Source organism: Agrobacterium sp. ST15.16.024 (genome assembly GCF_027956545.1).
Lineage (GTDB): Bacteria > Pseudomonadota > Alphaproteobacteria > Rhizobiales > Rhizobiaceae > Agrobacterium > Agrobacterium cucumeris.
Genome location: NZ_JAQKGO010000010.1, coordinates 18,083 through 43,871 on the forward strand (window position 1 = coordinate 18,083; position 25,789 = coordinate 43,871).

General features: G+C 59.1%; 28 protein-coding genes and 2 tRNA genes. 13 read left to right on the forward strand and 17 right to left on the reverse strand.

Annotation, left to right across the window (positions count from 1 at the left end; genetic code table 11):
- Positions 1-71 precede the first annotated feature (71 nt).
- Positions 72-512, reverse strand: coding sequence for a VOC family protein (locus tag PL640_RS21735; RefSeq protein WP_142840089.1), 441 nt, complete (start codon positions 510-512; stop codon positions 72-74).
- Between the two features lie 192 nt (positions 513-704).
- On the opposite strand from PL640_RS21735, the gene PL640_RS21740 reads away from it, so the two are divergent.
- Both PL640_RS21740 and PL640_RS21745 read left to right on the forward strand, forming a co-directional pair.
- A complete protein-coding gene (locus PL640_RS21740; protein WP_046798259.1) occupies positions 705-1,283 on the forward strand; it encodes a cold-shock protein in 579 nt (192 codons plus the stop codon).
- 38 nt (positions 1,284-1,321) lie between these two features.
- Positions 1,322-1,765 (forward strand): DUF192 domain-containing protein, encoded by a 444-nt coding sequence (locus PL640_RS21745; protein WP_271363512.1) that lies wholly within the window; start codon positions 1,322-1,324, stop codon positions 1,763-1,765.
- Positions 1,766-1,827: 62 nt separating this feature from the next.
- Here the strand turns inward: PL640_RS21745 and PL640_RS21750 are convergent, their stop codons facing one another.
- On the reverse strand, positions 1,828-2,076 hold the full coding sequence (locus PL640_RS21750) for a BON domain-containing protein (RefSeq protein WP_003522642.1): 249 nt from the start codon (positions 2,074-2,076) through the stop codon (positions 1,828-1,830).
- Positions 2,077-2,287: 211 nt separating this feature from the next.
- Here PL640_RS21750 and PL640_RS21755 point away from each other — a divergent pair, with 211 nt between their 5' ends.
- Positions 2,288-2,557, forward strand: coding sequence for a DUF982 domain-containing protein (locus tag PL640_RS21755; RefSeq protein ID WP_035224285.1), 270 nt, complete (start codon positions 2,288-2,290; stop codon positions 2,555-2,557).
- Between the two features lie 215 nt (positions 2,558-2,772).
- Entirely contained in the window at positions 2,773-3,915 is a 1,143-nt protein-coding gene (locus tag PL640_RS21760) for a ceramide glucosyltransferase (protein WP_271363513.1), read from the forward strand.
- A gap of 53 nt (positions 3,916-3,968) precedes the next feature.
- Here the strand turns inward: PL640_RS21760 and PL640_RS21765 are convergent.
- Positions 3,969-4,045 (reverse strand) — tRNA-Pro (locus PL640_RS21765).
- A 267-nt stretch (positions 4,046-4,312) separates the two neighbouring features.
- On the opposite strand from PL640_RS21765, the gene PL640_RS21770 reads away from it, so the two are divergent.
- Both PL640_RS21770 and PL640_RS21775 read left to right on the forward strand, forming a co-directional pair.
- Complete coding sequence (locus PL640_RS21770; protein ID WP_010971882.1) at positions 4,313-4,618, forward strand: ETC complex I subunit; 306 nt, start codon at positions 4,313-4,315, stop codon at positions 4,616-4,618.
- A 49-nt stretch (positions 4,619-4,667) separates the two neighbouring features.
- Positions 4,668-4,744 (forward strand) — tRNA-Arg (locus tag PL640_RS21775).
- 53 nt (positions 4,745-4,797) lie between these two features.
- On the opposite strand, the gene PL640_RS21780 is transcribed toward PL640_RS21775, so the two are convergent.
- A complete protein-coding gene (locus PL640_RS21780) occupies positions 4,798-5,016 on the reverse strand; it encodes a hypothetical protein (RefSeq protein WP_271363514.1) in 219 nt (72 codons plus the stop codon).
- Positions 5,017-5,242: 226 nt separating this feature from the next.
- Between PL640_RS21780 and PL640_RS21785 the strand changes: the two genes are divergently transcribed.
- Positions 5,243-5,824 carry a class I SAM-dependent methyltransferase gene (locus PL640_RS21785; protein ID WP_271363515.1) on the forward strand — a complete coding sequence of 194 codons (582 nt, stop codon included), beginning with the start codon at positions 5,243-5,245 and terminating at the stop codon, positions 5,822-5,824.
- A 381-nt stretch (positions 5,825-6,205) separates the two neighbouring features.
- On the opposite strand, the gene PL640_RS21790 is transcribed toward PL640_RS21785, so the two are convergent.
- Positions 6,206-6,361, reverse strand: coding sequence for a hypothetical protein (locus PL640_RS21790; RefSeq protein ID WP_271363516.1), 156 nt, complete (start codon positions 6,359-6,361; stop codon positions 6,206-6,208).
- 238 nt (positions 6,362-6,599) lie between these two features.
- On the opposite strand from PL640_RS21790, the gene PL640_RS21795 reads away from it, so the two are divergent.
- The 3 genes from PL640_RS21795 to PL640_RS21805 are packed head-to-tail and all read left to right on the forward strand — an operon-like array spanning position 6,600 to position 9,830.
- The gene (locus tag PL640_RS21795) at positions 6,600-7,898 is read left to right on the forward strand and encodes an efflux RND transporter periplasmic adaptor subunit (protein WP_142840095.1); all 1,299 of its coding nucleotides are present in this window, start codon (positions 6,600-6,602) and stop codon (positions 7,896-7,898) included.
- Positions 7,899-7,912: 14 nt separating this feature from the next.
- Positions 7,913-8,632, forward strand: a complete 720-nt coding sequence (locus tag PL640_RS21800) for an ABC transporter ATP-binding protein (protein WP_142840096.1) — start codon at positions 7,913-7,915, stop codon at positions 8,630-8,632.
- Complete coding sequence (locus PL640_RS21805) at positions 8,622-9,830, forward strand: ABC transporter permease (RefSeq protein WP_142840097.1); 1,209 nt, start codon at positions 8,622-8,624, stop codon at positions 9,828-9,830. Before PL640_RS21800 ends, PL640_RS21805 begins: the two co-directional genes overlap by 11 nt.
- 83 nt (positions 9,831-9,913) lie before the next feature.
- Here the strand turns inward: PL640_RS21805 and PL640_RS21810 are convergent, their stop codons facing one another.
- From PL640_RS21810 to PL640_RS21815, 3 genes are read right to left on the reverse strand one after another with little or no spacing between them, the layout of a single operon-like run.
- On the reverse strand, positions 9,914-10,171 hold the full coding sequence (locus tag PL640_RS21810; RefSeq protein WP_271363517.1) for a hypothetical protein: 258 nt from the start codon (positions 10,169-10,171) through the stop codon (positions 9,914-9,916).
- Complete coding sequence (locus PL640_RS25780) at positions 10,116-10,382, reverse strand: DUF6714 family protein (RefSeq protein WP_309578158.1); 267 nt, start codon at positions 10,380-10,382, stop codon at positions 10,116-10,118. The genes PL640_RS21810 and PL640_RS25780 overlap by 56 nt, the downstream gene beginning before the upstream one ends.
- 15 nt (positions 10,383-10,397) lie before the next feature.
- A complete protein-coding gene (locus PL640_RS21815; protein WP_271363518.1) occupies positions 10,398-10,631 on the reverse strand; it encodes a hypothetical protein in 234 nt (77 codons plus the stop codon).
- A gap of 177 nt (positions 10,632-10,808) precedes the next feature.
- On the opposite strand from PL640_RS21815, the gene PL640_RS21820 reads away from it, so the two are divergent.
- Positions 10,809-11,111 (forward strand): hypothetical protein, encoded by a 303-nt coding sequence (locus PL640_RS21820; protein ID WP_271363519.1) that lies wholly within the window; start codon positions 10,809-10,811, stop codon positions 11,109-11,111.
- Positions 11,112-11,277: 166 nt separating this feature from the next.
- Here the strand turns inward: PL640_RS21820 and sufA are convergent, their stop codons facing one another.
- From sufA to PL640_RS21855, 7 genes are all read right to left on the reverse strand, one after another.
- Complete coding sequence (sufA, locus tag PL640_RS21825; protein ID WP_035224262.1) at positions 11,278-11,667, reverse strand: Fe-S cluster assembly scaffold SufA; 390 nt, start codon at positions 11,665-11,667, stop codon at positions 11,278-11,280.
- Between the two features lie 111 nt (positions 11,668-11,778).
- Positions 11,779-12,162, reverse strand: coding sequence for an SUF system Fe-S cluster assembly protein (locus tag PL640_RS21830; RefSeq protein WP_065115927.1), 384 nt, complete (start codon positions 12,160-12,162; stop codon positions 11,779-11,781).
- A gap of 36 nt (positions 12,163-12,198) precedes the next feature.
- Positions 12,199-13,449, reverse strand: a complete 1,251-nt coding sequence (locus tag PL640_RS21835) for a cysteine desulfurase (protein ID WP_271363520.1) — start codon at positions 13,447-13,449, stop codon at positions 12,199-12,201.
- The gene (sufD, locus tag PL640_RS21840; RefSeq protein ID WP_271363521.1) at positions 13,442-14,713 is read right to left on the reverse strand and encodes a Fe-S cluster assembly protein SufD; all 1,272 of its coding nucleotides are present in this window, start codon (positions 14,711-14,713) and stop codon (positions 13,442-13,444) included. Before sufD ends, PL640_RS21835 begins: the two co-directional genes overlap by 8 nt.
- 24 nt (positions 14,714-14,737) lie before the next feature.
- Complete coding sequence (gene sufC, locus PL640_RS21845) at positions 14,738-15,493, reverse strand: Fe-S cluster assembly ATPase SufC (RefSeq protein ID WP_003522658.1); 756 nt, start codon at positions 15,491-15,493, stop codon at positions 14,738-14,740.
- A gap of 182 nt (positions 15,494-15,675) precedes the next feature.
- On the reverse strand, positions 15,676-17,145 hold the full coding sequence (sufB, locus tag PL640_RS21850; RefSeq protein ID WP_006698793.1) for a Fe-S cluster assembly protein SufB: 1,470 nt from the start codon (positions 17,143-17,145) through the stop codon (positions 15,676-15,678).
- Between the two features lie 198 nt (positions 17,146-17,343).
- A complete protein-coding gene (locus PL640_RS21855; RefSeq protein ID WP_271363522.1) occupies positions 17,344-18,513 on the reverse strand; it encodes a cysteine desulfurase family protein in 1,170 nt (389 codons plus the stop codon).
- A 212-nt stretch (positions 18,514-18,725) separates the two neighbouring features.
- Here PL640_RS21855 and PL640_RS21860 point away from each other — a divergent pair, with 212 nt between their 5' ends.
- Positions 18,726-19,403 (forward strand): alpha/beta hydrolase, encoded by a 678-nt coding sequence (locus PL640_RS21860; RefSeq protein ID WP_020012833.1) that lies wholly within the window; start codon positions 18,726-18,728, stop codon positions 19,401-19,403.
- Positions 19,404-19,650: 247 nt separating this feature from the next.
- Here the strand turns inward: PL640_RS21860 and PL640_RS21865 are convergent, their stop codons facing one another.
- On the reverse strand, positions 19,651-20,775 hold the full coding sequence (locus tag PL640_RS21865) for an anhydro-N-acetylmuramic acid kinase (RefSeq protein WP_271363523.1): 1,125 nt from the start codon (positions 20,773-20,775) through the stop codon (positions 19,651-19,653).
- A gap of 148 nt (positions 20,776-20,923) precedes the next feature.
- Between PL640_RS21865 and tyrS the strand changes: the two genes are divergently transcribed.
- Positions 20,924-22,177, forward strand: coding sequence for a tyrosine--tRNA ligase (gene tyrS, locus PL640_RS21870; RefSeq protein ID WP_269712131.1), 1,254 nt, complete (start codon positions 20,924-20,926; stop codon positions 22,175-22,177).
- Positions 22,178-22,372: 195 nt separating this feature from the next.
- Here the strand turns inward: tyrS and PL640_RS21875 are convergent, their stop codons facing one another.
- The gene (locus PL640_RS21875; RefSeq protein ID WP_271363524.1) at positions 22,373-25,756 is read right to left on the reverse strand and encodes a YhdP family protein; all 3,384 of its coding nucleotides are present in this window, start codon (positions 25,754-25,756) and stop codon (positions 22,373-22,375) included.
- Positions 25,757-25,789 lie beyond the last annotated feature (33 nt).

The window sequence follows — 25,789 nt, forward strand, 5'->3', positions numbered from 1 at the left end:
CGGACTATGCCTCATCCCGTCAGGATAAGGCAAGAGCGCCCGAAAACGCCGCTATTGGCCGGGAAAATCCCTTACCAGGAACCGGTATTCTGCATAGATATCCACGGTTCGGCTGGTGCGAGGCTTTCGCCCTTCTGCAAAATCTCGAAAGAAATACCGTCAGGCGAACGAACGAAGGCCATGTGCCCATCACGCGGCGGCCGGTTGATCACGACGCCATTCTGCTGCAGCCTGGCGCAGAAGTCGTAGATATTGTCGACCTCGTAAGCCAGATGGCCGAAATTGCGGCCGCCGGTGTAATCCTCGGTATCCCAATTATAGGTGAGTTCGAGGCTCGGCGCCTTTTTTTCCTTGGCCACAGCAATGTCATCACGCGCGGCAAGAAAAACCAGAGTGAATCGGCCTTTTTCGTTTTCGATTCGGCGTATTTCTTCGAGACCCATGAGGTCGCAATAGAATTTCATTGATTCGCCAAGGTCTTTGACACGAACCATTGTGTGCAGATACCGCATTTTCTTCCTCTCCAATACACGGGTCCGGAGCCGTTAAACGCATGATCGCAAGCCCCGGACAAGGACGGCGACATAAAAGCAGCTGCGCAAATCAAAAACTAGGGCTTGCGTGGAACCGTTACCAAGATGTTAATCTGGTACACAGGAATCAGTTGACCGGTGTATGGCGCGTAATCGAGGGGTTGGCAGGATATGGCTGATAGGATGTCATCGAAGACGATAGTCGATGTCGAGGACCTTTCGGGCGATGCCGTGGACCTGACCGAAATTACCGGCGTCGTGAAATGGTTCGACGTCGCCAAGGGTTTCGGCTTTATCGTGCCTGATAACGGCACGCAGGATGTGCTGCTGCACGTCTCCTGCCTGCGCCGCGATGGATACCAGACCATTCTCGAAGGCACCCGCATCGTCGCCCTCATCCAGCGGCGCGACCGTGGCTTCCAGGCTTTCCGCATCCTGTCGATGGATCAATCGACCGCCGTTCACCCCTCGCAGCTGCCACCCGTGCGCACCCATGTGCAGGTCACACCCTCAAGCGGACTGGAGCGCGCCATCGTCAAGTGGTTCAACCGCACCAAGGGTTTCGGCTTCCTGACGCGTGGCGAAGGAACGGAAGACATTTTTGTGCATATGGAAACGCTGCGTCGTTTCGGCCTGACGGAACTGCGCCCTGGCCAGGTGGTGCTGGTGCGTTTCGGCGATGGCGACAAGGGTTTGATGGCGGCGGAAATCCACCCCGACAACCCGGTTTCAGTCGGGATGTCGCATTGATGGCCGGCCTGTTGCCTAAAATAATGAAGAGCGCCGTCATGGCGCTTCTTTTTTTCTCGCTCGCAGGCGCCGTTCAGGCCCAGCAACAGACTTTCACGACCGAGCCGCTGACGATCGAAACCACGTCAGGAAAAAACCACGATTTCACGGCGGAGTTGGCACTTAGCAATGCCCAGCGCGAACAGGGCCTGATGTTCCGCAAAGCCATGCCGCTTGAAAGCGGCATGCTGTTCGATTTCGGCCAGGAACGCGACGTGGCCATGTGGATGCGCAACACGCTCATCCCGCTCGACATGCTGTTCATGGGCCGCGATGGGCGTATCACCCATATTCATGAAAATGCAGTTCCGCATTCGGAAGCGATCATCAGCTCCCGTGGTCCGGTTAAATTTGTGCTTGAACTGAATGGCGGCACCGCAAAACGCTATGGCATCAAGCCGGGCGATATGGTCCGCAGCGGGCAAATCGGCAACCGGAAATAACGTTGCCGCGTTATTGCATCTGAATGATGCCGGACGATGTTTCGCCCGGCTTGGTGCAATGTTCAGTAAACCGGCTCGATATGGCTCAGAATCCGGCAATTGGAGATGGAAGCGGCAAGATTGATGGCGATATCGATCGCTTCGACCGAATCAGCCGTGCCTTCCAGATAGATCACATCGTTTTCAACGGTTGCGGAAATACGCGACTTTTCGAGACCTGATTCGAAGGCAAGAGCCGAGGTGATCGCCTGGCAAACGCCTGCCATGCGGTCTCCGAAGAAGCTTTCCTGAATGCCTGACAAATTGAACATGTGCGTTCTCCTTCTTATGGACTTTACAACGCGCCAGTAGCGGTTTTGTTCATCTCCGGTTCATCATTCCGTTCATCTTCCATTCATCTTGCAAAATTGGAACCCCCCAATCGATCACATTTTAGGTGATCGGGAACCATTTCGTGAGGCGGGCATTACGCGCATGGGAGTGAAAACCGCCATGAAGGCGCTGAAAACAGGGAGGAATGACATGCTGATTAACAGGACGGAGCCGTGTCACCACGCCTCGTGGATGAAGCCCGTTGCCATTCATCTGCCGCTGTGCGTAGCCGTGGAAATCTACAGCCCGCTGGTGGCGCTGGACATGCTGATGTACCGCTGGCCGGAAGAACATGGGCCGGAATATGAAGAAGCGCGCAGAAACTGTCTCGATGCGATCGCCGGCAGATGCGACATCGAAAAAGCCCGGGAATCGTTTCTCGTCGCAAGCAGTCACGCACATATTCTGAACATCCACTAAAGTTCATGCCATGGTGACGATTGGGCCCTTCTCAACGAAGGGCTTTTCTTTGCGGCACGCCGGATGCTTAAGCGCCTTTTCTCATGCCATGCAGCCTGCCCGCCCGCCGATGATGACATGTAACTGTCACCTAAACGTTATAATCGGCAAAGACGAATTCCATGGAATCGGTTGGCGGGTGAACCGCCGGAAGCTAGGGAGTGGAACTGGCCAGCATGGAAACTGTCTTTGCTCTTTGCGCAATTCTGCTCCTTGCCTTCAATCTTCTCGGCATTGGTCTGGCCGGCTGGCGCCTGAGGCGGCGCGACACGGAAAACGCACTTGTGCGACAAAAGCCACCCGTCTCGATCGTGGTGCCCCTGCGCGGTGTCGAAAACTTCACGTCGCTGACGCTGTCGCGGGCGTTTGAACTCGACTGGCCGGATTATGAATTGCTGTTTTGCATCGCCGATGAATTCGATCCGGTGATCGAAGAGGTGCGCCGGACGAGCGCCGCCTTCCCTGCGGTCTCGGCGCAGGTGCTGCTCGGCGACGACCGTATCAGCGCCAATCCGAAGCTGAACAATTGCGTCAAGGGCTGGCGCGCCGCCCGGCACGAATGGGTCATCCTTGCCGATTCGAACGTGCTGATGCCGAAATCCTACATAGCGACCATGATGTCAGCCTGGCGGCCGGATAGCGGGCTGGTCTGCTCGCCGCCGCTTGGCTCACGTCCGGCGGGCTTCTGGGCGCATGTGGAATGCGCCTTCCTCAATGGCTCGCAGGGCCGCTGGCAATATGCGGCGGAAGCGATCGGCATCGGCTTCGCACAGGGCAAGTCGATGTTGTGGAACAAGCCATTCCTCGAAGACCATGGCGGCATCCGCGCGCTCGCCGCCGAAATCGCCGAAGACGCCGCCTCGACCAAACTGGTCCGAAACGCCGGCCGCAGGGTGCATCTGGTCTCGCCGCCTTTCGAGCAGCCGCTCGGCCAGCGCCACCCCAGTGAAATCTGGTCGCGCCAGACCCGCTGGGCGCGGCTGAGGCGCGTGACCTTCCCGCAATATTTCGCACCGGAAATCCTGACCGGCGCCCTTCCCCCGCTCCTCCTTGCGCTCGCTGCCGCTGCGATGATGGACATAAACGCCGTCATCACCGCTTTTGCCGTGCTTGCCATCATGTATGCGCCGGAACTGGTGCTCGCAGCCCTCAATGGCTGGCCGCTATCCCTCTATACGCTGCCTGCCATGATCGCCCGGGATATGATCATGCCCGTCGTCTGGACCCGCAGCTGGATCGGCAGCGCGGTGGCATGGCGCGGCAATGTCATGACAATCGGCACGGCCGAAAGCACATTGGCCGGGCCATCCGCAGACTGAAAAGAATCATGTTTGAAGGGGTTACGCCGGAAAGCTGATGTTCTGCTTTAAAATGGTCGGAGTGGAGAGATTCGAACTCCCGACCCTCTGGTCCCAAACCAGATGCGCTACCAGACTGCGCTACACTCCGCCGAGGCGATGGCTGGGGAATACACGGTTCACCTGAAGTCCGCAACAGGGAAATTCATCTTTGTTCAGCCATTGTCTTGATCGGCGGAGCACGGTGCCGATGCGGGAGGATCACCGCGGGAAAGCGAGGGGATATTCATCTTGACTCTCAGGGTAAGTCAGTCCATTCCAAATTCAGCGTTCCTGACACGATTTGGTTATTCTATTCAGGTACGTGAAGAATAATCCGGGGTGTTACGCCCCACCGCCCAACCGGAGCAGTTTCGACATGTCTGCGAAGATTTACCGCCCTGCAAAAACCGCCATGCAATCCGGCACGGCGAAGACCAATGTCTGGGTCCTGGAATTCGACGCCGAAGTTCCCCGCAAGATCGACCCGATCATGGGCTACACCTCCAGTTCCGACATGAAACAGCAGGTCAAGCTGACATTCGAGACGCAGGAGCAGGCCGAAGCCTATGCGCAGCGCAAGGGCATCGAATACCGCGTCATCCTGCCGAAGGAAGCGACCCGCAAGGTGGTTTCCTACACCGACAATTTCCGTTTCAACCGCACCCAGCCCTGGACGCACTGAAACACGATCATTTTAAGATTTCTGCCGGAGCATCCATGCCCGGCATGACGGCCCCTTAGCTCAACTGGATAGAGCAACTGCCTTCTAAGCAGTAGGTCGCAGGTTCGAGTCCTGCAGGGGTCGCCACCGCTTCTCACATCATCCATGAATGACTGGTTGGGTCCGATCGCAGCGCGCGATCAGTCTGCGTTAGTATCGCGGCTATTCCTCATGTTTCTCCATTTCACGAGATAACCGAAACCCGGTCCGATCAGCATGCCGCCGATAACCCACTCGGCGAGCGTCAGGGGGCGCTCATCCGGGTCGTGGCCTGTCACGTAGAGGAAGAGAAAAAACACGACCATGCCGCTGATCAGGAGGGTGATCGGAAAAAGCACACTGTCGCGAAAACCTTTCATAGATTCCATCTCCCTTGGCCGTGTTGATTGGGCGGTATTGTACCATAGCTGTCGCCGCGGTGCTCGCTGTCCTGATATGAGGTATTGCACCGGCGTATTACGTAACTTATGTTGTTACGATAAACGCAAAAAAGGAGTTGTCGCTGTGGGTACATTTGATGGAAGGCAGGCTGATTATATCGAAGGAGCTAGACGCAACGTTCCAGGACTCGATGGACTTCATCGCATGGCAGGACTGCTTTTGGCCGAACGGGTGCCCCAGGACGGGCGAGTGCTCGTGGTCGGTGCGGGTGGTGGCCTTGAGCTAAAAGCACTGTCTGAACAGCAGTCAGGTTGGAAATTTGATGGTGTCGATCCGTCATCGGACATGCTTGCACTGGCACAAAAAACGATTGGAAACCTTAGTGAGCGCATAGCTCTTCACAATGGCAACATCTCTGTTGCACCCGCTGGGCCTTTCGATGGTGCAGTATGTCTGCTCGTATTCCACCATATCTCGCCCGAGGATAGGAAGGTCACGCTTGATGGCATTCGCCAGCGTCTCCGACCGGGCTCGCCGTTCGTGCTAGCTCACGTCAGTTTCCCATTGAGCGAACCAGCTTACTCAACCTGGATCGAACGGCATGTCAACTTTGGCGCTTCTTCACAGATGGACGCCGATAGACGTAACGCAGCTAAGATAGGGATGAGAAAAGCCTTCATAAGGTCACCGGAAGAAGAGCGAGAATATCTGCAGGAAGCAGGTTTCACGAGCATCACACAATTTTATCAAGCAATCAGTTTCCGCGGCTGGGTAGCCTACGCATGAGCGAACATAATTTCTTGCAAATGATATCCGTTCAGGGCCACACAGCGACTAGCGTGCTATAGTCCGATTGCCTGACGGAGGCGACGCAGTGGGAAGAGTGGCGGAGGCTTTGGTATGGACACCGCCGTACTGCGTGATCGATGCCTGCCCTAATCGTTATGCAAAAGGAAGCCGGCTACCTCTCCTGAGATGAGCTAACCCCTCCTGCAATAGCCGCTTCGCGTATGAAGGTCATGACCGCTAGGGGCCAATAGCCGGCAACAGAACCAGCGACGCCACCCCTAGGTCCAAATCGTCTCCAGAGACACCCGTCTTGGCCGTCTTGAATACTTACGCCGTCCATTCCGCCCCAAGCAGGAGCGCCAACGCCGGCCTTATGCCCTACCCCTGCCCCATCAGCGTGAAATACCCCCAAGCCGCCACAAAAAACGCGATGACAACCACAATCGTCAGCGTCTTTTTCGCTTTCGGCCCCAGCGGTTCGCGCGGTTTTTTCGGCGGCACCGGTTTGCGGAACTTCACCACATTGTCGTTCATTCTATCATCGTCCTGAATGTCGCTGCTGAAGCCTGTGCCGTATCGCTGGCATCGGCCTTTCCGGAATTATCTCTAACAGACCAGAACTATCATAAATATTACCAAGTTTTCACTTCACCCTTTGGGCAAGCTATGTCACTTCCCACAATCAGAGGAATACAAATAGCAATGGACCGAGCGGAAAACACAGGGGTGGCGACAATCCCCTGTGGTGTTTTGAATTTTGCAGGTGACGAGAATGAATGACGCCAACAGCCAAGGCCGTGACACGGAAAACAGCCAGCCCGATCTGCGGGAGATTCTGGGCACGAACAGATCCGGCAGGAAGAAGAAATCGCGTCGGTATCTTTATGCCGTGGCTGCCATCGTGCTGATCGGCGGCGGCCTCGGTTATTATTACCAGTCGCGTGCCGCAGGCGTCGCCTATAACTATGTAACCGAACCGGCAAAACAGGGTGATCTTTCCGTCATCGTCACCTCCACCGGCTCGGTCCAGCCAACCGATCAGGTCGATATATCGAGCGAATTGTCCGGCACGGTGCGCAAGGTCAATGTCACCTACAATACCCCGGTAAAGTCCGGCGATATTCTGGCCGAGCTCGACACCAACAAGCTCGAAGCCGACGTGCAGAGCGCCCGCGCCAAGCTTGCCTCCGCCAAGGCCAGCGTGCTGAAGGCACGCGCCGATCTCGGTTCGGCGAAAACGTCCATGGAGCGGCTGAGATCACTGGTGCAGAACCGGGTCTCCAGCCAGCAGGATCTGGATGCGGCCCAGTTCAGCCACGATGCCGCCGCCGCCACGCTTGACGTCAACGAGGCGACCGTGCTTTCAGCGGAAGCGGATCTGAGGCTCGCCGAGGTCAATCTCGGCAAGGCCAAGATCGTTTCGCCCATCGATGGCGTCATCCTCACCCGCAGCGTCGATCCCGGCGCCACCGTCGCCTCCTCGCTGAATGCCCCGGTGTTGTTCACCATCGCCGGCGATCTGCGCCACATGGAATTGCAGGTCTCCGTGGATGAGGCGGATGTCGGCAAGGTCGAAACCGGGCAGAAAGCGACGTTCAATGTCGATGCCTATCCCGATCGCAGCTTCCCGGCCGAAATTGAGACCGTGCGCTTCGCCTCGGAAACCGTATCCAACGTCGTGACCTACAAGGGCATATTGACCGTCGATAACGAGGAACTGCTGCTGCGCCCGGGCATGACGGCGACGGCCAATATCATTGTCGAGGAAATCAAGGACACGCTGCTGGTGCCGAATTCGGCGCTCCGTTATACGCCGCCGCGCGAATCCGCCTCGCGTAGTGGCGGGTTGATGAGCCTGTTCCGCCCGCCCCGCATGGGCCGCTCGCAGAACCGCGATGCGGGTCAAGCCGCGACGGGCAAAAGAACGGTGTGGGTGCTGCGCAACAACAATCCCGTCTCCGTCTCCATCGAAACCGGTTCCACTGACGGCCAGCACACCGTGGTCAAATCGGGCGAGCTGAAAGCCGATGATCAGGTGATTACCGACGCAACGGCCCGCAACGCCGGCTGACGGAGGAAGACCCGATGCAAAAGCCGCCGCTCATCGAATTCCGCAACGTCGTCAAGCAATATGGCCGCGGCGAAGCAACCATTCGCGCGCTCGATGGCGTCAGCCTGTCGATCCACGAGAAGGAATTCGTCGCCATCATGGGGCCGTCAGGCTCGGGCAAATCCACGTCGATGAACATCATCGGCTGTCTGGATGTGCCAACGGCTGGCGAATATCTGTTTCAGGGCGTGCCGACCAGCGGCTTCGACAATGAGCACCTGACGCTGCTGCGTCGCCACATGCTGGGTTTCGTGTTTCAGGGCTTCAACCTTCTGTCACGCACCTCGGCAGTGGAAAATGTCGAGCTGCCACTGGTCTATCGCGGCATGAAGGCGTCTGAACGGCGCGCCCGCGCCATGGAGGCGCTGGCACAGGTGGGTTTGAAGGGCCGCGAGGATCACACCACGCAGGAGCTTTCCGGTGGCCAGCAGCAGCGTGTGGCCATTGCACGGGCCATCGTCACCCGCCCTGCCCTGTTGCTGGCCGACGAGCCGACCGGTAACCTCGACACGAAGACCAGCAACGAGATCATGGACCTCATCACCGCGCTCAATCGCGACAGGGGCATCACGGTGGTCATGGTCACGCATGAAGAGGATATCGCCGCCCATGCGGGGCGCCTGCTGCGCTTTGTTGACGGGCATCTTGCCTCCGATAGCGCCGCGGAAAAAAAGGAGAGCTCCGATGTTCTTTGAAACGTCGCGTCTGGCGCTGCGCGCCATCAGCCGCAACCTCCTGCGCTCCTTCCTCACCGTGCTCGGCGTCGTCATTGGTGTGGCCGCCGTCATCGCCATGGTAACCATCGGCAACGGCACCACGGAACAGGTGAAATCGGAACTGTCGCGGCTCGGCACCAACATGCTGTTCGTGCGCCCCGGCCAATTTGGCCCCGGCCGTGCCAGCACCGAGGCGAAGCGCTTCGACGACCGCGATGTCGAGGCCATCCGCAACCAGATATCGGGCATTCGCGCCGTTGCGCCGCAAAACCGCAGCTCGGCCGCAACGGTCATTTTCGGCGGCAAGAACCACCAGACCAGCGTCATCGGCACCACCAACGACTATCTGATCGCGCAGGACTGGACCATCGCGCTCGGCCGCGATTTCCAGCCGGCAGAAGATCGCGGCGGCCAGATCGGCTGCATCATCGGTGAAACGGTGCGGCAGGAACTGTTCGGCGCGGAAAACCCGGTGGGACAGACGATCCGCGTCAGCAACATCTCCTGCCCCGTCATTGGCGTTCTCGCCAGAAAAGGCCAGTCCGGCCTCGGTGACGATCAGGACGACACCATCATCATGCCGCTGAAAATTCATCAGCGGCGCATCGGCGGCACCACCACCATCTCCTCGATCATGGTCTCGGCGCAGGATGGCGTTTCCACCGCCAAGGTGCAGAGCGACCTGCAGAACCTGCTGCGCGAGCGCCGCCGCATCAACATTGGCCGCGAGGATGATTTTACCGTCAACGACATGACGCAGATCGCCTCGGCCATGACCGGCACGACGACGCTGCTGACCGGTCTCTTAGGCGCGGTCGCCGCCGTCAGCCTTCTGGTCGGCGGCATCGGCATCATGAACATCATGCTGGTTTCGGTGACGGAACGCACCCGCGAGATCGGCATTCGTCTCGCCATCGGCGCGCTGGAAAAACAGGTGCTGACGCAGTTTCTGGTGGAAGCCGTCATGCTGTCGGCCTTCGGCGGCCTCGTCGGTATCCTCACCGGCCTCGGCCTCGCTTATGCCGTCGTCGGTTATCTCAACGTGCCCTTCGTCACCAGCCCGTCGATCATCTTCCTTGCCTTTGCCTTTTCGGCGGCCATCGGCGTGATTTTCGGCTATTTCCCGGCACGTCGGGCGGCAAGTTTAAGCCCGATCGAAGCATTGCGACATGAATGAAAGCCGGCGTTCAAACCGCAACCGGCTTTTTGTGAGAAGAAATCGCACCTCCACGTCTTCCTGGGGGATTGACCCGATCCGCTCTAATCGCTCGCCGGGGAATGTGCACTATCCGCCCATTCTTCGAGCGCGCGCTCCACATCGTCCTGATAGGACGGCAGGTTTTCCTTTTCACTGATGGCGCGGAGATACATTTCCACGGCATTCCGCTGCAAAGGGGTCAATAAGGAAAACTTCTCCTGGCACCCGCATAAATAGGGTGCGAATTCATGCCTGTAGTCGCCATCAAGATCGGCGATCATATAGGCAGGCAGATGAAATCTGCATTCCTTCAGCATCAAGGAAGGCGGGGCTGCCGGAATGTCTGTTGAGGTCCCTCGGTGGGATCGCCGCCCAATCATTCTTCTCATCGCCAGCACGACATGCGGTGCGAACCTCATTACTCGCGTAGTCGTCAAGCGCCTGAGCCTCGGAGAGGCCGACGCCGACGCCCAAAGTGACACCCGCAAATGCCGCTCGCACATCGGCTTTGATATCGGGTTCCGGCCTCATCACATAGCTGCCTGTTCAATGATGCGCTCCCCCACTGCCGTCGCCGTGCGCTGTCGGCCAGTCTCCACCCTCAGTCCGTTCGAGCGGCGGGCTATTCAACGCGTCACCCTTGGATGCCGCAGTTCCCTTTGTCTCCTCCCAGTAAAACGCAAGGCAAACAATACCGGCAATCAGCGTCAGGCCAGCCACGACGCTGGCGACGATCACACCTATCGTCCAGATATCACTCGAGGCGCTGCTGATATCCATCCCGGTCCACTCCCCACGATCAATCCTGCCGGCGGCCCGAAACGCCTTCCCACAGCATGGAAGGCTTGCGGTTCCGCATCTCCGCCAAACCTAGCAAAATATCCGATAAGCTTGCTGATAGTGCGTCAGGGCGCTAATCGGATACGCTCGCCCTCAAGTTTACCGGATGGAGTTTGGATGTTCAAATCGGTATCGGACAGCGCTGCTGCCGCAGACGGCGGTTCGCTCGCCCTCTTCGTCGAACGGATTGACGGACAGACGGAGCTGTTTGTGATCGATCGCTCCCTCGCGTCACGCGGGACACCCGACTATAACAAAGTCAGCTCAAGCCTTCGGTCACTTGCCGGGGAGGATTGCGGGACGATCGCTGCGGCTCTCGAGCCGCTGTTGATGACGACGCCATCAATCCATCCGCTGGCGGATTTTATCGAAGCCCTCAAACAGCAGTCGCGGGGCGCAGTTTGCGGAAAAACAATCTGAACCCTCTCATCCGTCATCCTCGGGCTTGACCCGAGGATCTACAAACGTCTCAAGCGATTTGACGGGGATGGATCCTCGGGTCAAGCCCGAGGATGACGTCGCGTTTGTGGGAACGCTGTGTGCATAAGAAAGGTCTGTCTCTCCATCGCAGAGAGAGCGTAACCAATCAAACGCTGGCCTCTGCCTCACGCTGTTTCGCCAGCGCCGCCAGATCGGCGGGCTTCAGCTCAACCGATTCACCGCATCCGCAGGCGGATGTCTGGTTCGGATTGTTGAAGGTGAAGCCGGAGCGCATCTTGGTCACTTCGAAATCCATCTGGGTGCCGAGCAGATAAAGCACGGCGGAAGGCTGAACCCAGACCCTGGCGCCTTCGAATTCGACCAGATCGTCTTTCGCATCCGGCTCGGTCACGAGGTCGATGGTATATTCCATGCCCGCGCAGCCGCCCTTCTTGATGCCGACGCGCACGCCCCTGGCGTCCGGGCCGGAATTTTCGACGATTGCTTTAACACGCGAGGCCGCAGCCCCGGTCATGGTCATGATCGCAAAGCCCATGGGCCCATTCTCCTTCGACAATCGAGTTCAAGGCTCGATGCTTATGGAATTCAATTTAAGTGCACCCGACAATGTCATCAAGAGATGACACCTGTCAAAATCGCGTCAGACTTAATACCAGCCGACGGCGACCTGCGCTTCTTCGGACATACGGTCCGGTGTCCACGGCGGATCGAATGTCATTTCGACGGTAACACCGGAAACACCTTCGACAGCACCAACCGCGTTTTCCACCCAGCCCGGCATTTCACCGGCCACCGGGCAACCGGGTGCCGTCAGCGTCATGACGATCTTGACCATCCGGTCGTCCTCGATGTCGATCTTGTAGATCAGACCGAGTTCGAAAATATCGGCCGGGATTTCCGGGTCATAGACGGTTTTCAGCGCCGAGATCACATCGTCGCTGAGACGCGCCAGCTCGTCAGGCGGAATGGAAGACGGCTTTGCCGCTTCTTCGGTCGCATCGGGTGTCTTTGCAGTGGCTTCCGCAGTCATGGTCTGATCCTCAATCCTGATCTCTTTATGCCGATATCAGGCGAAAAATTTGCGCGCATAGTCCAGCGCCTCGACAAGAGAGTCTACTTCGGCGCGGGTATTGTAAAGGCCGAACGATGCCCGGCATGTGGAGGTGACGCCGAACCGTTTCAAGAGCGGCATGGCGCAATGGGTGCCGGCCCGCACGGCAACACCGCGCCGGTCAATCACCATCGAGACATCATGGGCATGGATGCCCGCAAGCTCGAAGGAGAAGATGCCGCCCTTGTCAGGCGCATTGCCGATGATGCGCAGCGAATTGATTTCGCGCAGGCGCTCCGCGGCATAAGCGGCAAGATCGGCCTCGTGAGCAGCAATCGCGGCACGGCCGAGATTGTCCATGTAATCAAGCGCGTAACCGAGGCCGATCGCCTGCACGATGGGTGGCGTGCCAGCTTCGAAACGGTGCGGCGGCTCGTTATAGGTGACATTGTCTTCGGAAACGTCGAGGATCATCTCGCCGCCGCCCTGGAACGGCCGCATCTCGCGCAGGCGATCCGCCTTGCCATAGAGCACGCCGATGCCCGAGGGACCGTAAAGCTTGTGGCCGGTCATCACATACCAGTCGCAATCGATATCGCGCACATCGACCGGCATGTGAACCGCGCCCTGCGAACCATCGATCAGCACCGGAATGCCGCGCTCATGGGCGATGCGGCAGATTTCCTTGACCGGCACGATGGTGCCGAGCGCATTCGACATATGGGTGATGGCAACGAGCTTGGTGCGCTCCGTCAGGCTCTTTTCGAAAGCCTCGATGTGGAACGCGCCGTCATCATCAACAGGCACCCAGACGAGCTTCGCACCCTGCCGCTCGCGGATGAAATGCCATGGCACGATGTTGGAATGATGCTCCATGATCGAGATGACGATCTCGTCGCCCTCGCCGATCTTGGGCATGCCGTAACCATAGGCAACCGTATTGATCGCCTCGGTGGATGACTTGGTGAAGACGATCTCGTCCACCGAACCGGCGTTCAGGAACCGGCGCACCTTTTCGCGCGCCGCCTCATAGGCGTCGGTTGCGGCATTGGAGAGGAAATGCAGGCCGCGATGCACATTGGCGTATTCGTTCGCATAAGCATGCGAAACGGCGTCGATCACCACCTGCGGTTTTTGAGCGGACGCGCCGTTGTCGAGATAGACCAGCGGCTTGCCATAGACCTCGCGCGACAGGATCGGGAAATCCCGGCGCACGGCTTCGATGTCATAAGGGGCCGCCCCTGCGGCGCGTTCGCTCTCAGGCATGATGTTCCAGCCAGCCGGAGATGATCGTCTCCAGCGCCTCTACCAGGTTTTCTTCTTCCAGTTCCTCGACGATCTCGGCGACGAAGGCGTTGACGAGCATCGCCCGCGCCTTTGCCCGCGGCACGCCGCGCGCCATCAGGTAGTAGAGATGGTTGTCGCTGATGTCGGCAACCGTCGCACCATGGCCGCACTGAACGTCGTCAGCGAAGATTTCCAATTCCGGCTTGGCCGAGAACTCGCCATCGTCAGACATCAGCAGCGTATTGCACGCCATTTTCGCGTCGGTCTTCTGGGCATCGGGCGCCACCCGGATCATGCCCTGGAAAATGCCCTTGGCACGGTCGAACACCACGTTGCGGAACACTTCCGTCGAGGTCGTGTTCGGCACGTTGTGACCAAGAACCATCGTCACGTCGGTATGGGTTTCGCCACCCAAAAGGTTGACGCCACGAACGATGAGGTCCGTACCCTCGCCTTCCACGTCGATGCGCAGTTCCTGCCGCACCAGCTTGCCGCCGGCATTGACAATGAACAGGCGAATCTTGGCATCCGCGCCGATTTTCATGCGCAGTTGGGCAAGATGGATATCGGCGGCACCCTGTTGCTGCAGGATGATCCAGGTCACTTCCGCGCCGTCTTCAACGACGATGTCGGTAACGGAGGAAACAAAAGCTGCATCGGACGTCACCGAAAGGTGACGCTCGATGACGGTTGCCTTCGAACCCTTGCCGAAACGAACCGGGAAGCGGCTGTGAACCTGGCCTGCGCCATGGATCGCCTGCAATTCGATCGGCTTTTCGACCTCGGCGTCGGCAGGGATATCGAGCACCAGACCATCACGCACGAAGCTGCCGTTGATGCGGCCGATCGCGTCATCCTTGCTGGCTTCCGCAAGGCCTGCGGCTGCAGAACCGTCAGCCAGGCTTTCAGCAAAGCGCGACACGCGGATGTCTTCGATCTTGCCGATATCGGCCGTGCCGTGCTGCATATAGGCAACCAGAGAGCCGGCAACCGTCGGCGCCTGCTTCTCGATAACCGGCGCGGGCCGGTCTTCCGGAACGGCACGCAGCAGGCTTTTCAGATCGGTATAGTGCCACGCCTCGATGCGGCGGGTCGGAAGACCACCCGTCTTCAGATCATCGAACAGCACGTCGCGAGCAGCGACAACGGCACCGTCACCGGGCAATTCGCTGAACTTGGCGGTATAGGCGTCGACCAGCGCGGTTTCCGCTGGCGTCAGCCGGTTGGTAGCTTGAATGTTCATGGACATCACCTCCTGGCCTCTGGCTTAGGCCGCTTCACCGATGATGTCGGCGTAACCATTGTTTTCCAGTTCCAGCGCCAGCGCCTTGTCACCCGAGCGGATGATCTTGCCCTTGTAGAGAACGTGAACGCTGTCAGGCACGATGTAATCAAGCAGGCGCTGATAGTGGGTGATGACGACAGTGGCGCGATCCGGCGACTTCAGCGCGTTGACGCCGTCAGCCACGATCTTCAGGGCGTCGATGTCGAGACCGCTATCGGTTTCGTCGAGCACGCAGAGTTTCGGCTCCAGAAGCGCCATCTGCAGGATTTCAGCGCGTTTCTTCTCCCCGCCGGAAAAACCGACGTTCAGCGGACGCTTCAGCATCTCCATGTCGATCTTCAGATCGCCGGCCGCTTCCTTGACGCGGCGGATGAAGTCCGGCGTCGTCAGCTCGGACTCGCCGCGCGCCTTGCGCTGCTCGTTCATCGCAACCTTGAGGAACTGCATGGTGGCGACACCGGGAATTTCAACCGGATACTGGAAGGCAAGGAAGATGCCCTTGGCCGCACGCTCGGCAGCATCCAGTTCCAGAATGCTTTCGCCGTTATAAAGAATGTCACCGGAGGTGACTTCATAATCTTCGCGGCCCGACAGGATGTAGGACAGCGTCGACTTGCCGGAACCGTTCGGCCCCATGATGGCGGCAACCTCACCAGCGGCAACCTTCAGGTTGAGACCCTTGATGATCTCGGTTTCGGTATCGGCGATCTTTGCGTGCAGGTCGATGATTTCAAGCATGGTTTTGTTCCTGTTCATGGTGCGGTTTCAAGGACCGCCTCGTGCGCCCCGTCAGGGCTTGTCTCAAATCTCTCATCCGTCATCCTCGGGCTTGACCCGAGGATCCAGGAAGTGGGTTGTCTCTGCTCAGGCCAAGGGCCGTAGATCCTCGGGTCAAGCCCGAGGATGACGTCGAGCAAGAGTTAACCGACCGAACCTTCCAGCGAAATGCCGATCAGCTTCTGCGCTTCCACAGCAAATTCCATCGGCAGTTCCTGAATGACTTCCTTGACGAAGCCGTTGACGATCAGTGCGATGGCCGCTTCTTCCGGGATGCCGCGCTGCAGGCAGTAGAACAGCTGGTCTTCGGAAATCTTCGACGTCGTCGCCTCATGCTCGAAATGAGCGGAGGAATTCTTCGCCTCGATATAGGGCACGGTATGCGCGCCGCACTTGTCGCCGATCAGAAGCGAGTCACACTGCGTGAAATTGCGCGTGTTGGTCGCCTTGCGGTGAGCAGACACCTGGCCGCGATAGACGTTTTCAGAAAAGCCGGCGGCAATGCCCTTGGCGATGATGCGGCTCGAGGTGTTCTTGCCGAGATGGATCATCTTGGTGCCGCTATCGATCTGCTGGTGGCCGTTGGAGACCGCGATCGAATAGAATTCGCCACGGCTGTCATCACCGCGCAGAATGCAGGACGGGTATTTCCAGGTAATCGCCGAGCCGGTTTCCACCTGTGTCCACGAAATCTTCGAACGGTTGCCACGGCAATCGCCGCGCTTGGTCACGAAGTTGTAGATGCCGCCCTTGCCTTCCTTGTCGCCCGGATACCAGTTCTGGACGGTGGAATATTTGATTTCGGCGTCATCGAGCGCCACGAGTTCAACCACGGCGGCGTGAAGCTGGTTCTCGTCGCGCTGGGGAGCGGTGCAGCCTTCCAGATAGGAGACGTATGCACCCTCTTCGGCGATGATAAGCGTGCGCTCGAACTGGCCGGTGTTCTTTTCGTTGATGCGGAAATAGGTGGAAAGCTCCATCGGGCAGCGAACACCCTTCGGCACGAACACGAAGGAACCGTCGGTAAAGACAGCGGAGTTCAGCGTCGCGTAGAAATTGTCCGTCGTCGGAACGACCGAGCCGAGATATTTCTTCACCAGTTCCGGATGCTCGCGCACGGCTTCCGAAATCGACATGAAGATCACACCGGCTTTGGCCAGTTCCGCCTTGAAGGTGGTGACGACTGAGACGCTGTCGAACACGGCATCCACCGCCACCTGGCGCTTTTCAACACCGGCGAGGATTTCCTGTTCCTTCAGCGGAATGCCGAGCTTTTCATAGACCTTCAGAAGCTCGGGATCGACTTCATCGAGCGACTTCGGGCCGGGCGTGCTTTTCGGCGCCGCGTAATAATAGAGATCGTTGAAGTCGATCTTGGGATAGCTGACGCGCGCCCAGGTCGGCTCTTCCATCGTCAGCCAGCGCTTGTAAGCCTCAAGACGCCATTCCAGCATCCATTCGGGCTCCTGCTTCTTGGCCGAGATGAAACGGATCACCTCTTCCGAAAGGCCCTTCGGGGCCTTGTCGACTTCGATATTGGTTTCGAAGCCGTATTTGTACTGGTCCACATCGATCTGGCGTACCTGATCGATCGTTTCCTGAACCGCTGCCATGTCGTTCTCCAATCTCGCCGGAGCCAAGGTCCGGTGGCTTGTCAACGTATCAAGGCGGAAAGCCGCCTTATTCATCTTCGGGCAAATCGTTCCGAGCCGTCAGCCGGGGCGGAGCTTATACCCATGTAGGTGCGGGATGGCGCTTTTCACACATCCCGGCAAGCGGAAATTTGCGATTCCGCAATTCTTTGCCGCATTTTACGCGGCCTGACCGGAAAGCTTGCGCCGCCCGGCAATTTTCGTGAACGCCGCAAGCGTCCTGTCTATGTCCGCCTCGTCAGTCGCATGGCCAAGCGAAATCCTGAGCGCACCGAGCTTCGGATCGCACCCCATCGCGCTCAGCACATGGCTTTCCCCGACCTTGCCGGATGAGCAGGCCGAACCGGCAGACAGCGCAATCCCTTCTATATCGAAGGCGATCTGCCCCGTTTCTGCCTTCAGGCCAGGCAGGGTGAAAAACGTGGTATTGCCGATACGGGCGACATCCTCGCCGTGAATGATCACGTCGGGCGCACTCACCCGCATGCCGTCCTCCAGTCGCGCCCGCAACGCGGCAAGACGCGCCGCTTCAACGCCCACATTCAGGGTCGCAACAGCCGCCGCAGCACCGAAACCGATGACGGACAGGGTATTTTCCGTACCCGAGCGATGTCCCTTTTCCTGCCCGCCGCCATGGATCAGCGGCTTCGGCATCATCACCTCACCGCGCGAGATGAGAGCGCCGACACCCTTGGGTCCACCAAGCTTGTGCGACGAGATGACGAGGAAATCGGCATCGAGCGCATGGATATCGAGCGGAATGCGGCCTGCCGCCTGCACGGCGTCGACAACCATCAATCCACCGGCCGCGTGCACCAGCCGCGCCGCTTCCGCCACCGGCTGAACTATTCCGGTCTCATTGTTCACCAGCATGCAGGCAACCATCGGCAGGCCGGCAGCGGCATCGTGTGATGCCAGCAGCACCTCAAGCGCCGCAAGGTCAAGGACACCCGCTGACGTTACGGGAACTTCCGCAACGTCATCTTTGCCGAACCGTCCGCCTTCGCGGAAAGCTGGATGTTCGATGGCCGAAACGTAAAGGCGGCTGACCCGCACCGGGCTGCGCCCCATTTTGAATTCAGGCGTCAGCACCAGATTGGCAGCTTCCGTCGCCCCGCTGGTGAAGGTGACATGGGCAGCCTGCGCACCGGCAAGCGCTGCAACCTCGCGGCGGGCGGTCTCAATGGCGGCGCGGGCCGCGCGCCCTTCCCGGTGAACCGAAGACGGGTTGCCGGCAAGATCGAGCGCAGACACAAGAACATCACGCACGGCAGGCAAAAGCGGCGCCGTGGCGTTCCAGTCCATATATGTGCGCGTCAAAACCGTCATGGCGGTGAGGCTTTATCCAATCTTCAATGCGCAAAAACGCATTTTTCTTGAAATTACAGTTGCGCTTGCCTTATGACACCACCCGAGTGCTTAAGCACACGCAAAGTTTCGAATTGTTCTAAACTGCGTTCTAGAAAAGCTGACACAGTTCGTCAAGTCTTCTCATTGGCAGAATGCGGTTCGGGAACGAAAAAACACGGACCGGAGTACCAATGCCCGAAGTCATCTTTAACGGCCCTGCGGGTCGCCTCGAAGGCCGTTATCAACCCTCCAAGGAAAAGAGCGCGCCAATCGCGATCATCCTTCATCCGCATCCGCAGTTTGGCGGCACGATGAACAACCAGATCGTCTATCAGCTGTTCTATCTTTTCCAGAAGCGCGGTTTCACGACGCTCCGGTTCAATTTCCGCTCCATCGGCCGCAGCCAGGGTGAATTCGACCACGGCGCCGGCGAGCTTTCCGATGCCGCCTCCGCTCTCGACTGGGTGCAGAGCCTGCATCCCGATTCGAAAAGCTGCTGGGTCGCCGGTTATTCCTTCGGCGCCTGGATCGGCATGCAGCTTCTGATGCGCCGTCCGGAAATCGAAGGCTTCATGTCGATTGCGCCGCAGCCCAATACCTACGACTTCTCCTTCCTCGCTCCCTGCCCGTCCTCCGGCCTCATCATCAATGGTGATAGCGACAAGGTCGCGCCTGAGAAGGACGTCAACGGTCTGGTCGAAAAGCTGAAGACCCAGAAGGGCATCCTCATCACCCACCGCACCCTTCCCGGCGCCAACCACTTCTTCAACGGCAAGGTGGATGAGCTGATGGGCGAATGCGAGGACTACCTCGACCGCCGTCTGAACGGTGAGCTTGTGCCGGAACCGGCGGCGAAGCGTATTCGGTGATTGGCTGCCCGGTATCCGGGCAGGCTTGAATTCCTATAGTGATATCCGGCGGGCTGGGCTTACCCCCCTCTGCCCTGCCGGGCATCTCCCCCACAGGTGGGGAGATTGGCAAGACGCCTGCTCCTCGCCTAGACTGCCAGGTTAAAGATGGCCAGAAGGTCGCCACGATTCGATCTCCCTCCTTGTGGGGGAGATGTCCGGCAGGACAGAGGGGGGTAAGCCCCACCCACCATCTTATTCATGATCTTCATGGGGATCGCACCAAAACCCCACCCGTCACCGGCTCCTTCACCCCCGTCGTCCCCGGATAGGTCAGCGGCAGCCCTTGAAGCGAACGCACCGCCAGATAGGCCCAGGCCTCCGCTTCCATCGCACCGCCATCAAACCCCGCCTCTTCCGCCGCGATCACCTGCGCACCGGACTTTGCTGCAAGCTCGGCAAATTCCCCCATGATCACCGGATTGAGCCGCCCACCACCGCAAACCACATAGGTCTTCGCCGTTTCCGGCAAATAGCTCGCCGATTTGAGGATGGCAGCACCCGTCAGATGCGCCAGCGTCCGTGCCCCATCCGCCAGCGAGACCTCACCCTTTTTCGGCGGCGCGAAATCGCCGCGATCGAGCGAGCGGCGGATATTGGCCGAGAAGAACGGGCTTTCCATATAACGCGCTACCAGCGAGGCCACGACGCTGCCGCCCGCCGCCGTTCTGCCACCCTTGTCGAAGGCCTTTCCCGTATGCACCTCGATCCACTGGTCGATCAGCATGTTGCCGGGGCCGCTATCGAAGGCGGCAAGCCGCCATGCCTCACCAATATACGTCAGATTGGAAATACCGCCGATATTGACGAAAACGGCGGGCGTTTCGAACCCGTCAGGCAAGTTGGCGGAAAGCGCCATGTGATAGGCGGGGATCAGCGGCGCGCCCTGCCCGCCATGCACCATGTCGTTGGCCCGCATGTCGTAAACCACGTCGATACCGGTTTCGGAGGCCAGCAGCGCGCCGTCGCCGATCTGTACGGTCAGCGCCTCATCCGGCCGGTGCAGCACGGTCTGTCCATGAAACCCGATGACATCGATATCACCGGGCAGAAGCCGGTGACGATGGAGAAAGGATTTCACCGCCGCCGCATGGGCAAGCGTCAACTTGCGCTCGGCCTCGCCCAGATCACCCGGACGCTCACGCCGTTCGCGGATGGATTTGGCTGTCGTGAGCGCCTTCTGCCAGATGGCGCGCAGACCGGGATCATAGGGGAAATAACCGCTCGGCCCGTGTCGCACCACGCTTTCGCCATCCGTGCGCAACAGGGCGATATCGATGCCGTCCATCGATGTGCCGCTCATCAGCCCGATCGCCGTTTTGATCTCGCCCACGCGCCGCTCCCTTGCAATATCGAATCATGATGTTGTGAATCCCGATATTCATGGCCGAAACGGGTGCACATTTCAAAAAACAATGATAAAGCCGCGACGTTCATTGGTTCTCGATGACAGCAAAGATCAAACCAGAAAGTAAAAGGTTATGTCCAGGTTCAAGTCCGATTTCCTCCGCACGCTCGATGAGCGCGGCTTCATTCACCAGATCTCCGATGAGGCAGGTCTCGACGAACTGTTCGCCAAGGAAACCGTGACCGCCTATATCGGCTATGACCCGACGGCTTCGAGTTTGCATGTCGGCCATCTCACCCAGATCATGATGCTGCACTGGATGCAGAAGACCGGACACCAGCCGATCTCCCTGATGGGCGGCGGCACCGGCATGGTGGGCGATCCCTCCTTCAAGGAAGAGGCCCGCAAGTTGATGACGATCGACATGATCGAGGACAACATCACCTCGCTCAAGCATGTCTTCGCCAATTACCTCGATTATGACCGCGCCAATAATCCGGCGCTGATGATCAACAATGCCGACTGGCTACGTGGTCTGAACTACCTCGAATTCCTGCGCGATGTCGGCCGCCATTTCTCGGTCAACCGTATGCTGTCCTTCGACAGCGTGAAGACGCGCCTCGACCGCGAGCAGTCGCTGTCCTTCCTCGAATTCAACTACATGATCCTGCAGGCCTACGATTACGTGGAACTGAACCAGCGCACCGGCTGCCGGCTGCAGATGGGCGGCTCGGACCAGTGGGGTAACATCATCAACGGCATCGACCTCGGTCACCGCATGGGGACGCCACAGCTTTACGCGCTGACCTCGCCGCTTCTGACCACCTCTTCGGGTGCGAAGATGGGCAAGTCGGCATCGGGCGCCGTGTGGCTGAACAAGGACCTCCTGCCGGTCTATGATTTCTGGCAATACTGGCGCAACACCGAAGATGCGGATGTCGTGCGCTTCGCCAAGCTCTTCACCACCCTGCCGATGGACGAAATCGCCCGCATTGCGGCGCTTGGCGGATCGGAGATCAACGAAGCGAAGAAGATCCTCGCAACCGAAGTGACGGCGATCCTGCATGGTCGCGCTGCTGCGGAAGAAGCGGCTGAAACCGCGCGCAAGACCTTCGAGGAAGGCGCGCTCGCCGAAAACCTGCCCTCCATCGAGGTTCCGGCATCCGAACTCGAAGCCGGCGTCGGCGTCCTCTCCCTCATCGTCCGCGCCGGCCTTGCCGGTTCGAACGGCGAAGCCCGCCGCCACGTTCAGGGCGGCGCGGTGAAGATCAACGATCAGGGTGTTTCCGATGAGCGCCAGATGATCGGCACCGGTGAAGTGACCGGTGACGGCGTCATCAAGCTGTCAGTCGGCAAGAAGAAGCACGTTCTGGTTCGCCCGGCGTAAGGGCAACGGAGAGATGTTCTTCCGGGGGAACGAAAGCATCTCCCGGGACAACTCCACCCCTCCCCGTCATCAATTCACCCCTCCCCGTCATCCTCGGGCTTGACCCGAGGATCCACAGCCCGGCGCAATGATGGATCCTCGGGTCAAGCCCGAGGATGACGTCGAGTGTGTGGCCGCCTTGTGATGCGGGCCCTGTTACTGAAATTCGAAAATCTGCCGGAAGACACCCGGCGCGATCAGCGACAGCGGGTTGATGGTCAGCTTCGGCTGGTCCGTCTGGCCGGATAGTTTGAAGGTAATGCCGAGCAGTCCCCGGTCGCGGCCGTTGCCGAGGAAAATACCGATGAAGGGCAACTCGCCAAACAGCCGGTTCAGGCCATAAGCGGGCATGAAGGTACCGGTCATGTCCATGCGGCCGCTCTGGTCCTTGAGGAGCCCCTGGAACGTCGCGCCGATCTGTTCACCGCGCACCACGCCGTTTTCCACCGCAACCGAGCCATTGACGTAAACCACCCGGGCAAAACCGCGCTGGAACTTCTCCGAACTGACATCGATGTTGCGGCGAACCGCATTGTTGAGGCTTCTACCGTCTTCACCGGCGGGGGTGGCGACGATATCCTGCAATTTCGCTTCGTTGACCACGGCGAAATTGCGCAGGTCGAGCGAACCGCTCCAGTCGCTGCCATTGGCGGTCGTCAGCGCCAGATTGAGAAGACCGCCACGGATGCGGCTGTAGATATTGGCGAAACGGGCAAGCGAACCGGCGTCGCTGCTGGTCAGCGTCACGGTTCCCGTCGCGCCACGATTGGTGGTCTGCGCCACCACCGCCTGGCCGTTGCCGGTGACACCGCGAAAATCGATCGAACGCACCTTGCCGTCGCGCACGCTGATATCGGAACTGACATTGGCGAGGATTTCGTCGTTGAAACCATAGACCTTGTCGAACTGTGTCTTGATGGCAAGCGAGGGCTGCGAGCGCGACGTGCCGTCACCGCCGCCGGAAGAGCTGCGCAGTTTCGAAAGGAACGGCCGGACATCGGCGGATTTTCCCGAGGCGTTGATGATATAGCCGTTTTTGGAGGCCGCGACGGAAACGGCATAATTGTCGGAGGGCGACAGCTGCACACGGCTGAGATCGGCTGAAATCAGCCCGTTCTTGCTGAAGGCGATATCGCCGGCGGCGCCGAAACCGTCCCCGTCGAGGGAAAAATCACTGATCGTCGTGCGGCCATCCACTGTCTCGGTGGTGAAGGCGGCTTTTGCCGGAATGCCGATACCCTTGCTCCAGCCAAGCCCCGGCAGAATGATCGACGCTTTGGTCAGATCAAGCTTGATGTCCTGCCGTTTCGGATCCGCACCATCAACTTCCAGCACCGTCGTGCCGCCAAGAACCGAAGACAGTTCCGGCGCAAGCTTGGCGACCTGCGTTTCGTTCAGGGTCGCCTTCAGCGACAGCGTCGAGGGGACATCGCCGTTCTTGCGCACCGGCTCCGTCATCTCGATATCCATCGGCACATCGTCCACACGGCCCTTGCCCTCAAGCTTGAGCTGCCGGTCGTTCAACGCCATGAAACCGTCCAGCGCCGTCACCTTGTGACCGGCAAAGGGCTTCGTCAGCGCCAGGTTCTTCAAATCGAGATCGGCCGTCCACACCGGCGGAGGCGGGTTCTGGCTGGACAGCAGGCCAACGGTCAGCTTCGCACTGGCCTTCACGTCACCGGTGAAATCTTCCGGTTTGAACTGCGTATCCTTCAGCGCATTGATCGGCTTCAGCGTCGCAAGCTCGGCAACGGCGTCGGCAGAGCCGGCAACATTCAACTCGACATTTCCGAGCAGCGGCTTGTCATAAACATTGGAGATGAGGAACCGGCTGTTCTCCAGCGCAAGCGACCGGTTGGACGGGAAATAGGATGTCGCCCGCTCGATGTCGACGGTCATGCCGCCGCCGACCATATTGAAATGTGCATCGACATCCCGAAGCGGCGGAATATCGCCCGTGGTGTTCAGCCGCGTATCGTCAATATCGAAGCGGATCTGCATTTCGCTCTCGCCGAGCACCAGCGGGCAGCCGGGACCGCACATCCGCCCCTGCGGAATGAAGATCGCAATCGAGCCATTGGTGACCGTGCCGCCATAAAGGTTGGTTACCACCCACTCACGCGGCTTGTGCGCCATCCAGAACGGCCAGAGCTGCTTGACCGCCGTGGCCTCCATCTTCGGGATCTGGCCGCCAAAGCTGATTTCCGGCGAGCCTTCACCGAAGCGGACTTTCAGCGATCCCGCCATGTCTCCAAGCGGACCGGTAACGTAGAGCGAGGGAACGTCGAGCTGCTTTGTCGCCGCCGTAAATTGCCCATCCGCCCTCAGGCTGAAGGGAACCGGCTCCTCGCCCGAGGCTTCGGCCGAAGCAATTCCGTTGTCGACCCGGAGTGAAAGGCCGAAACCCTCCTCCGTATCGCGGATTTCACCCGTAACCGGTATAATCGTCCGTCCCAGCTCCAGCCGCGAATTGGCGATTACCAGGGTACTTTTTTCGAAATCATAGCGCGCATTGACGCTGCCGGCCGTGAAGGGCTGGGCTTCGCCACCAATCAGAAGCGTTCCGTTGCCCATGCCGACAGAAACTTCCAGCTGCGGCTCGTGCCCTTCCGCAGCGCGCCGGGCGACGATGCTGACACCGGTCTTGACGTTCAGCCCCTCGTGCAGATTGCCCTGCGGATCGAATTTTTCCAGAAACGGCCCGATATCGAAACCGTCGATCCGCGCCTGAAAACCGTCGATCACGCCGCCGGATCCAGATGTCGTCAGCGAGAGACTGGCGATCTCGCCGTTAAACAGCGTCTCCCCGTCAAGCGAATATCCACCCTGCTGGTCGGGTGTGAGCGACAGCTCGCGTATCTCGATGGTGCGTGGTTTTCCAAGCTCGCCGGGCGGCAGATGCACCGAAACGCTGGAAATATCGATTTCCTCGGTCCCGCTGCTCAGGAAAGCCTGGGCAAGCTTGTCGAGTTGTCCGAAGGCAGCCTGCAATTGCTGCGGTACGGCGTCGAGCTTGATGCTGGAAAGATCAAAACCGTTACCCTTGGGCAAAAGCGCCGTGTCGAGCTCCATGCCATCGGCTTCTAGGCTCTGTACCGAGATGCGGCCGGTCAGCAGCGCAAGCGGATCAAGCGCCATGCCGATCGCCCGGGCCCTGCTCAGATGCTGGCCGGAATCCTTTTCGACGATATCCACATCCTCGGCCACCAGCGCCAGCCGCAGCCCGGTGGAGAACCTTATGGCCGAAGAGCCGATCCGGGCGCTGTAATGCGGTCCAAGCGCCCTCTCCAGCGCCTGTTGCGCCTGGCTGGAGAGCGTCTTGTCGATCGATCCCGTCTCGACGGAAAGAATGATGCCGCCGATGGACAGGAAGGCCAGTACGAAAAGAGCCGCGAAAATCTTGATAAAGGCGCGCAGCATGGAGCGCGGCGCCGGGCAATGCACGATGATGGGATCTTCGGCCTGTGCCGAAGGAAGATCGTGCAGGGCAATGATATCGCGCCTGCCGAACTTGACCTTTTCACCCCTGACTTCAGCCATACGCCCGTGCTTGCCCCTGAATAGCTTTTGTTT

Bases quoted from the DNA above. Each gene is read 5' to 3' on its own strand.
- PL640_RS21735 (WP_142840089.1), bottom strand. From the start codon at position 512: ATGCGGTATCTGCACACAATGGTTCGTGTCAAAGACCTTGGCGAATCA.
- PL640_RS21740 (WP_046798259.1), top strand. From the start codon at position 705: ATGGCTGATAGGATGTCATCGAAGACGATAGTCGATGTCGAGGACCTT.
- PL640_RS21745 (WP_271363512.1), top strand. From the start codon at position 1,322: ATGGCGCTTCTTTTTTTCTCGCTCGCAGGCGCCGTTCAGGCCCAGCAA.
- PL640_RS21750 (WP_003522642.1), bottom strand. From the start codon at position 2,076: ATGTTCAATTTGTCAGGCATTCAGGAAAGCTTCTTCGGAGACCGCATG.
- PL640_RS21755 (WP_035224285.1), top strand. From the start codon at position 2,288: ATGCTGATTAACAGGACGGAGCCGTGTCACCACGCCTCGTGGATGAAG.
- PL640_RS21760 (WP_271363513.1), top strand. From the start codon at position 2,773: ATGGAAACTGTCTTTGCTCTTTGCGCAATTCTGCTCCTTGCCTTCAAT.
- PL640_RS21770 (WP_010971882.1), top strand. From the start codon at position 4,313: ATGTCTGCGAAGATTTACCGCCCTGCAAAAACCGCCATGCAATCCGGC.
- PL640_RS21780 (WP_271363514.1), bottom strand. From the start codon at position 5,016: ATGAAAGGTTTTCGCGACAGTGTGCTTTTTCCGATCACCCTCCTGATC.
- PL640_RS21785 (WP_271363515.1), top strand. From the start codon at position 5,243: ATGGCAGGACTGCTTTTGGCCGAACGGGTGCCCCAGGACGGGCGAGTG.
- PL640_RS21790 (WP_271363516.1), bottom strand. From the start codon at position 6,361: ATGAACGACAATGTGGTGAAGTTCCGCAAACCGGTGCCGCCGAAAAAA.
- PL640_RS21795 (WP_142840095.1), top strand. From the start codon at position 6,600: ATGAATGACGCCAACAGCCAAGGCCGTGACACGGAAAACAGCCAGCCC.
- PL640_RS21800 (WP_142840096.1), top strand. From the start codon at position 7,913: ATGCAAAAGCCGCCGCTCATCGAATTCCGCAACGTCGTCAAGCAATAT.
- PL640_RS21805 (WP_142840097.1), top strand. From the start codon at position 8,622: ATGTTCTTTGAAACGTCGCGTCTGGCGCTGCGCGCCATCAGCCGCAAC.
- PL640_RS25780 (WP_309578158.1), bottom strand. From the start codon at position 10,382: ATGAGGCCGGAACCCGATATCAAAGCCGATGTGCGAGCGGCATTTGCG.
- PL640_RS21815 (WP_271363518.1), bottom strand. From the start codon at position 10,631: ATGGATATCAGCAGCGCCTCGAGTGATATCTGGACGATAGGTGTGATC.
- PL640_RS21820 (WP_271363519.1), top strand. From the start codon at position 10,809: ATGTTCAAATCGGTATCGGACAGCGCTGCTGCCGCAGACGGCGGTTCG.
- sufA (WP_035224262.1), bottom strand. From the start codon at position 11,667: ATGGGCTTTGCGATCATGACCATGACCGGGGCTGCGGCCTCGCGTGTT.
- PL640_RS21830 (WP_065115927.1), bottom strand. From the start codon at position 12,162: ATGACTGCGGAAGCCACTGCAAAGACACCCGATGCGACCGAAGAAGCG.
- PL640_RS21835 (WP_271363520.1), bottom strand. From the start codon at position 13,449: ATGCCTGAGAGCGAACGCGCCGCAGGGGCGGCCCCTTATGACATCGAA.
- sufD (WP_271363521.1), bottom strand. From the start codon at position 14,713: ATGAACATTCAAGCTACCAACCGGCTGACGCCAGCGGAAACCGCGCTG.
- sufC (WP_003522658.1), bottom strand. From the start codon at position 15,493: ATGCTTGAAATCATCGACCTGCACGCAAAGATCGCCGATACCGAAACC.
- sufB (WP_006698793.1), bottom strand. From the start codon at position 17,145: ATGGCAGCGGTTCAGGAAACGATCGATCAGGTACGCCAGATCGATGTG.
- PL640_RS21855 (WP_271363522.1), bottom strand. From the start codon at position 18,513: ATGACGGTTTTGACGCGCACATATATGGACTGGAACGCCACGGCGCCG.
- PL640_RS21860 (WP_020012833.1), top strand. From the start codon at position 18,726: ATGCCCGAAGTCATCTTTAACGGCCCTGCGGGTCGCCTCGAAGGCCGT.
- tyrS (WP_269712131.1), top strand. From the start codon at position 20,924: ATGTCCAGGTTCAAGTCCGATTTCCTCCGCACGCTCGATGAGCGCGGC.
- PL640_RS21875 (WP_271363524.1), bottom strand. From the start codon at position 25,756: ATGGCTGAAGTCAGGGGTGAAAAGGTCAAGTTCGGCAGGCGCGATATC.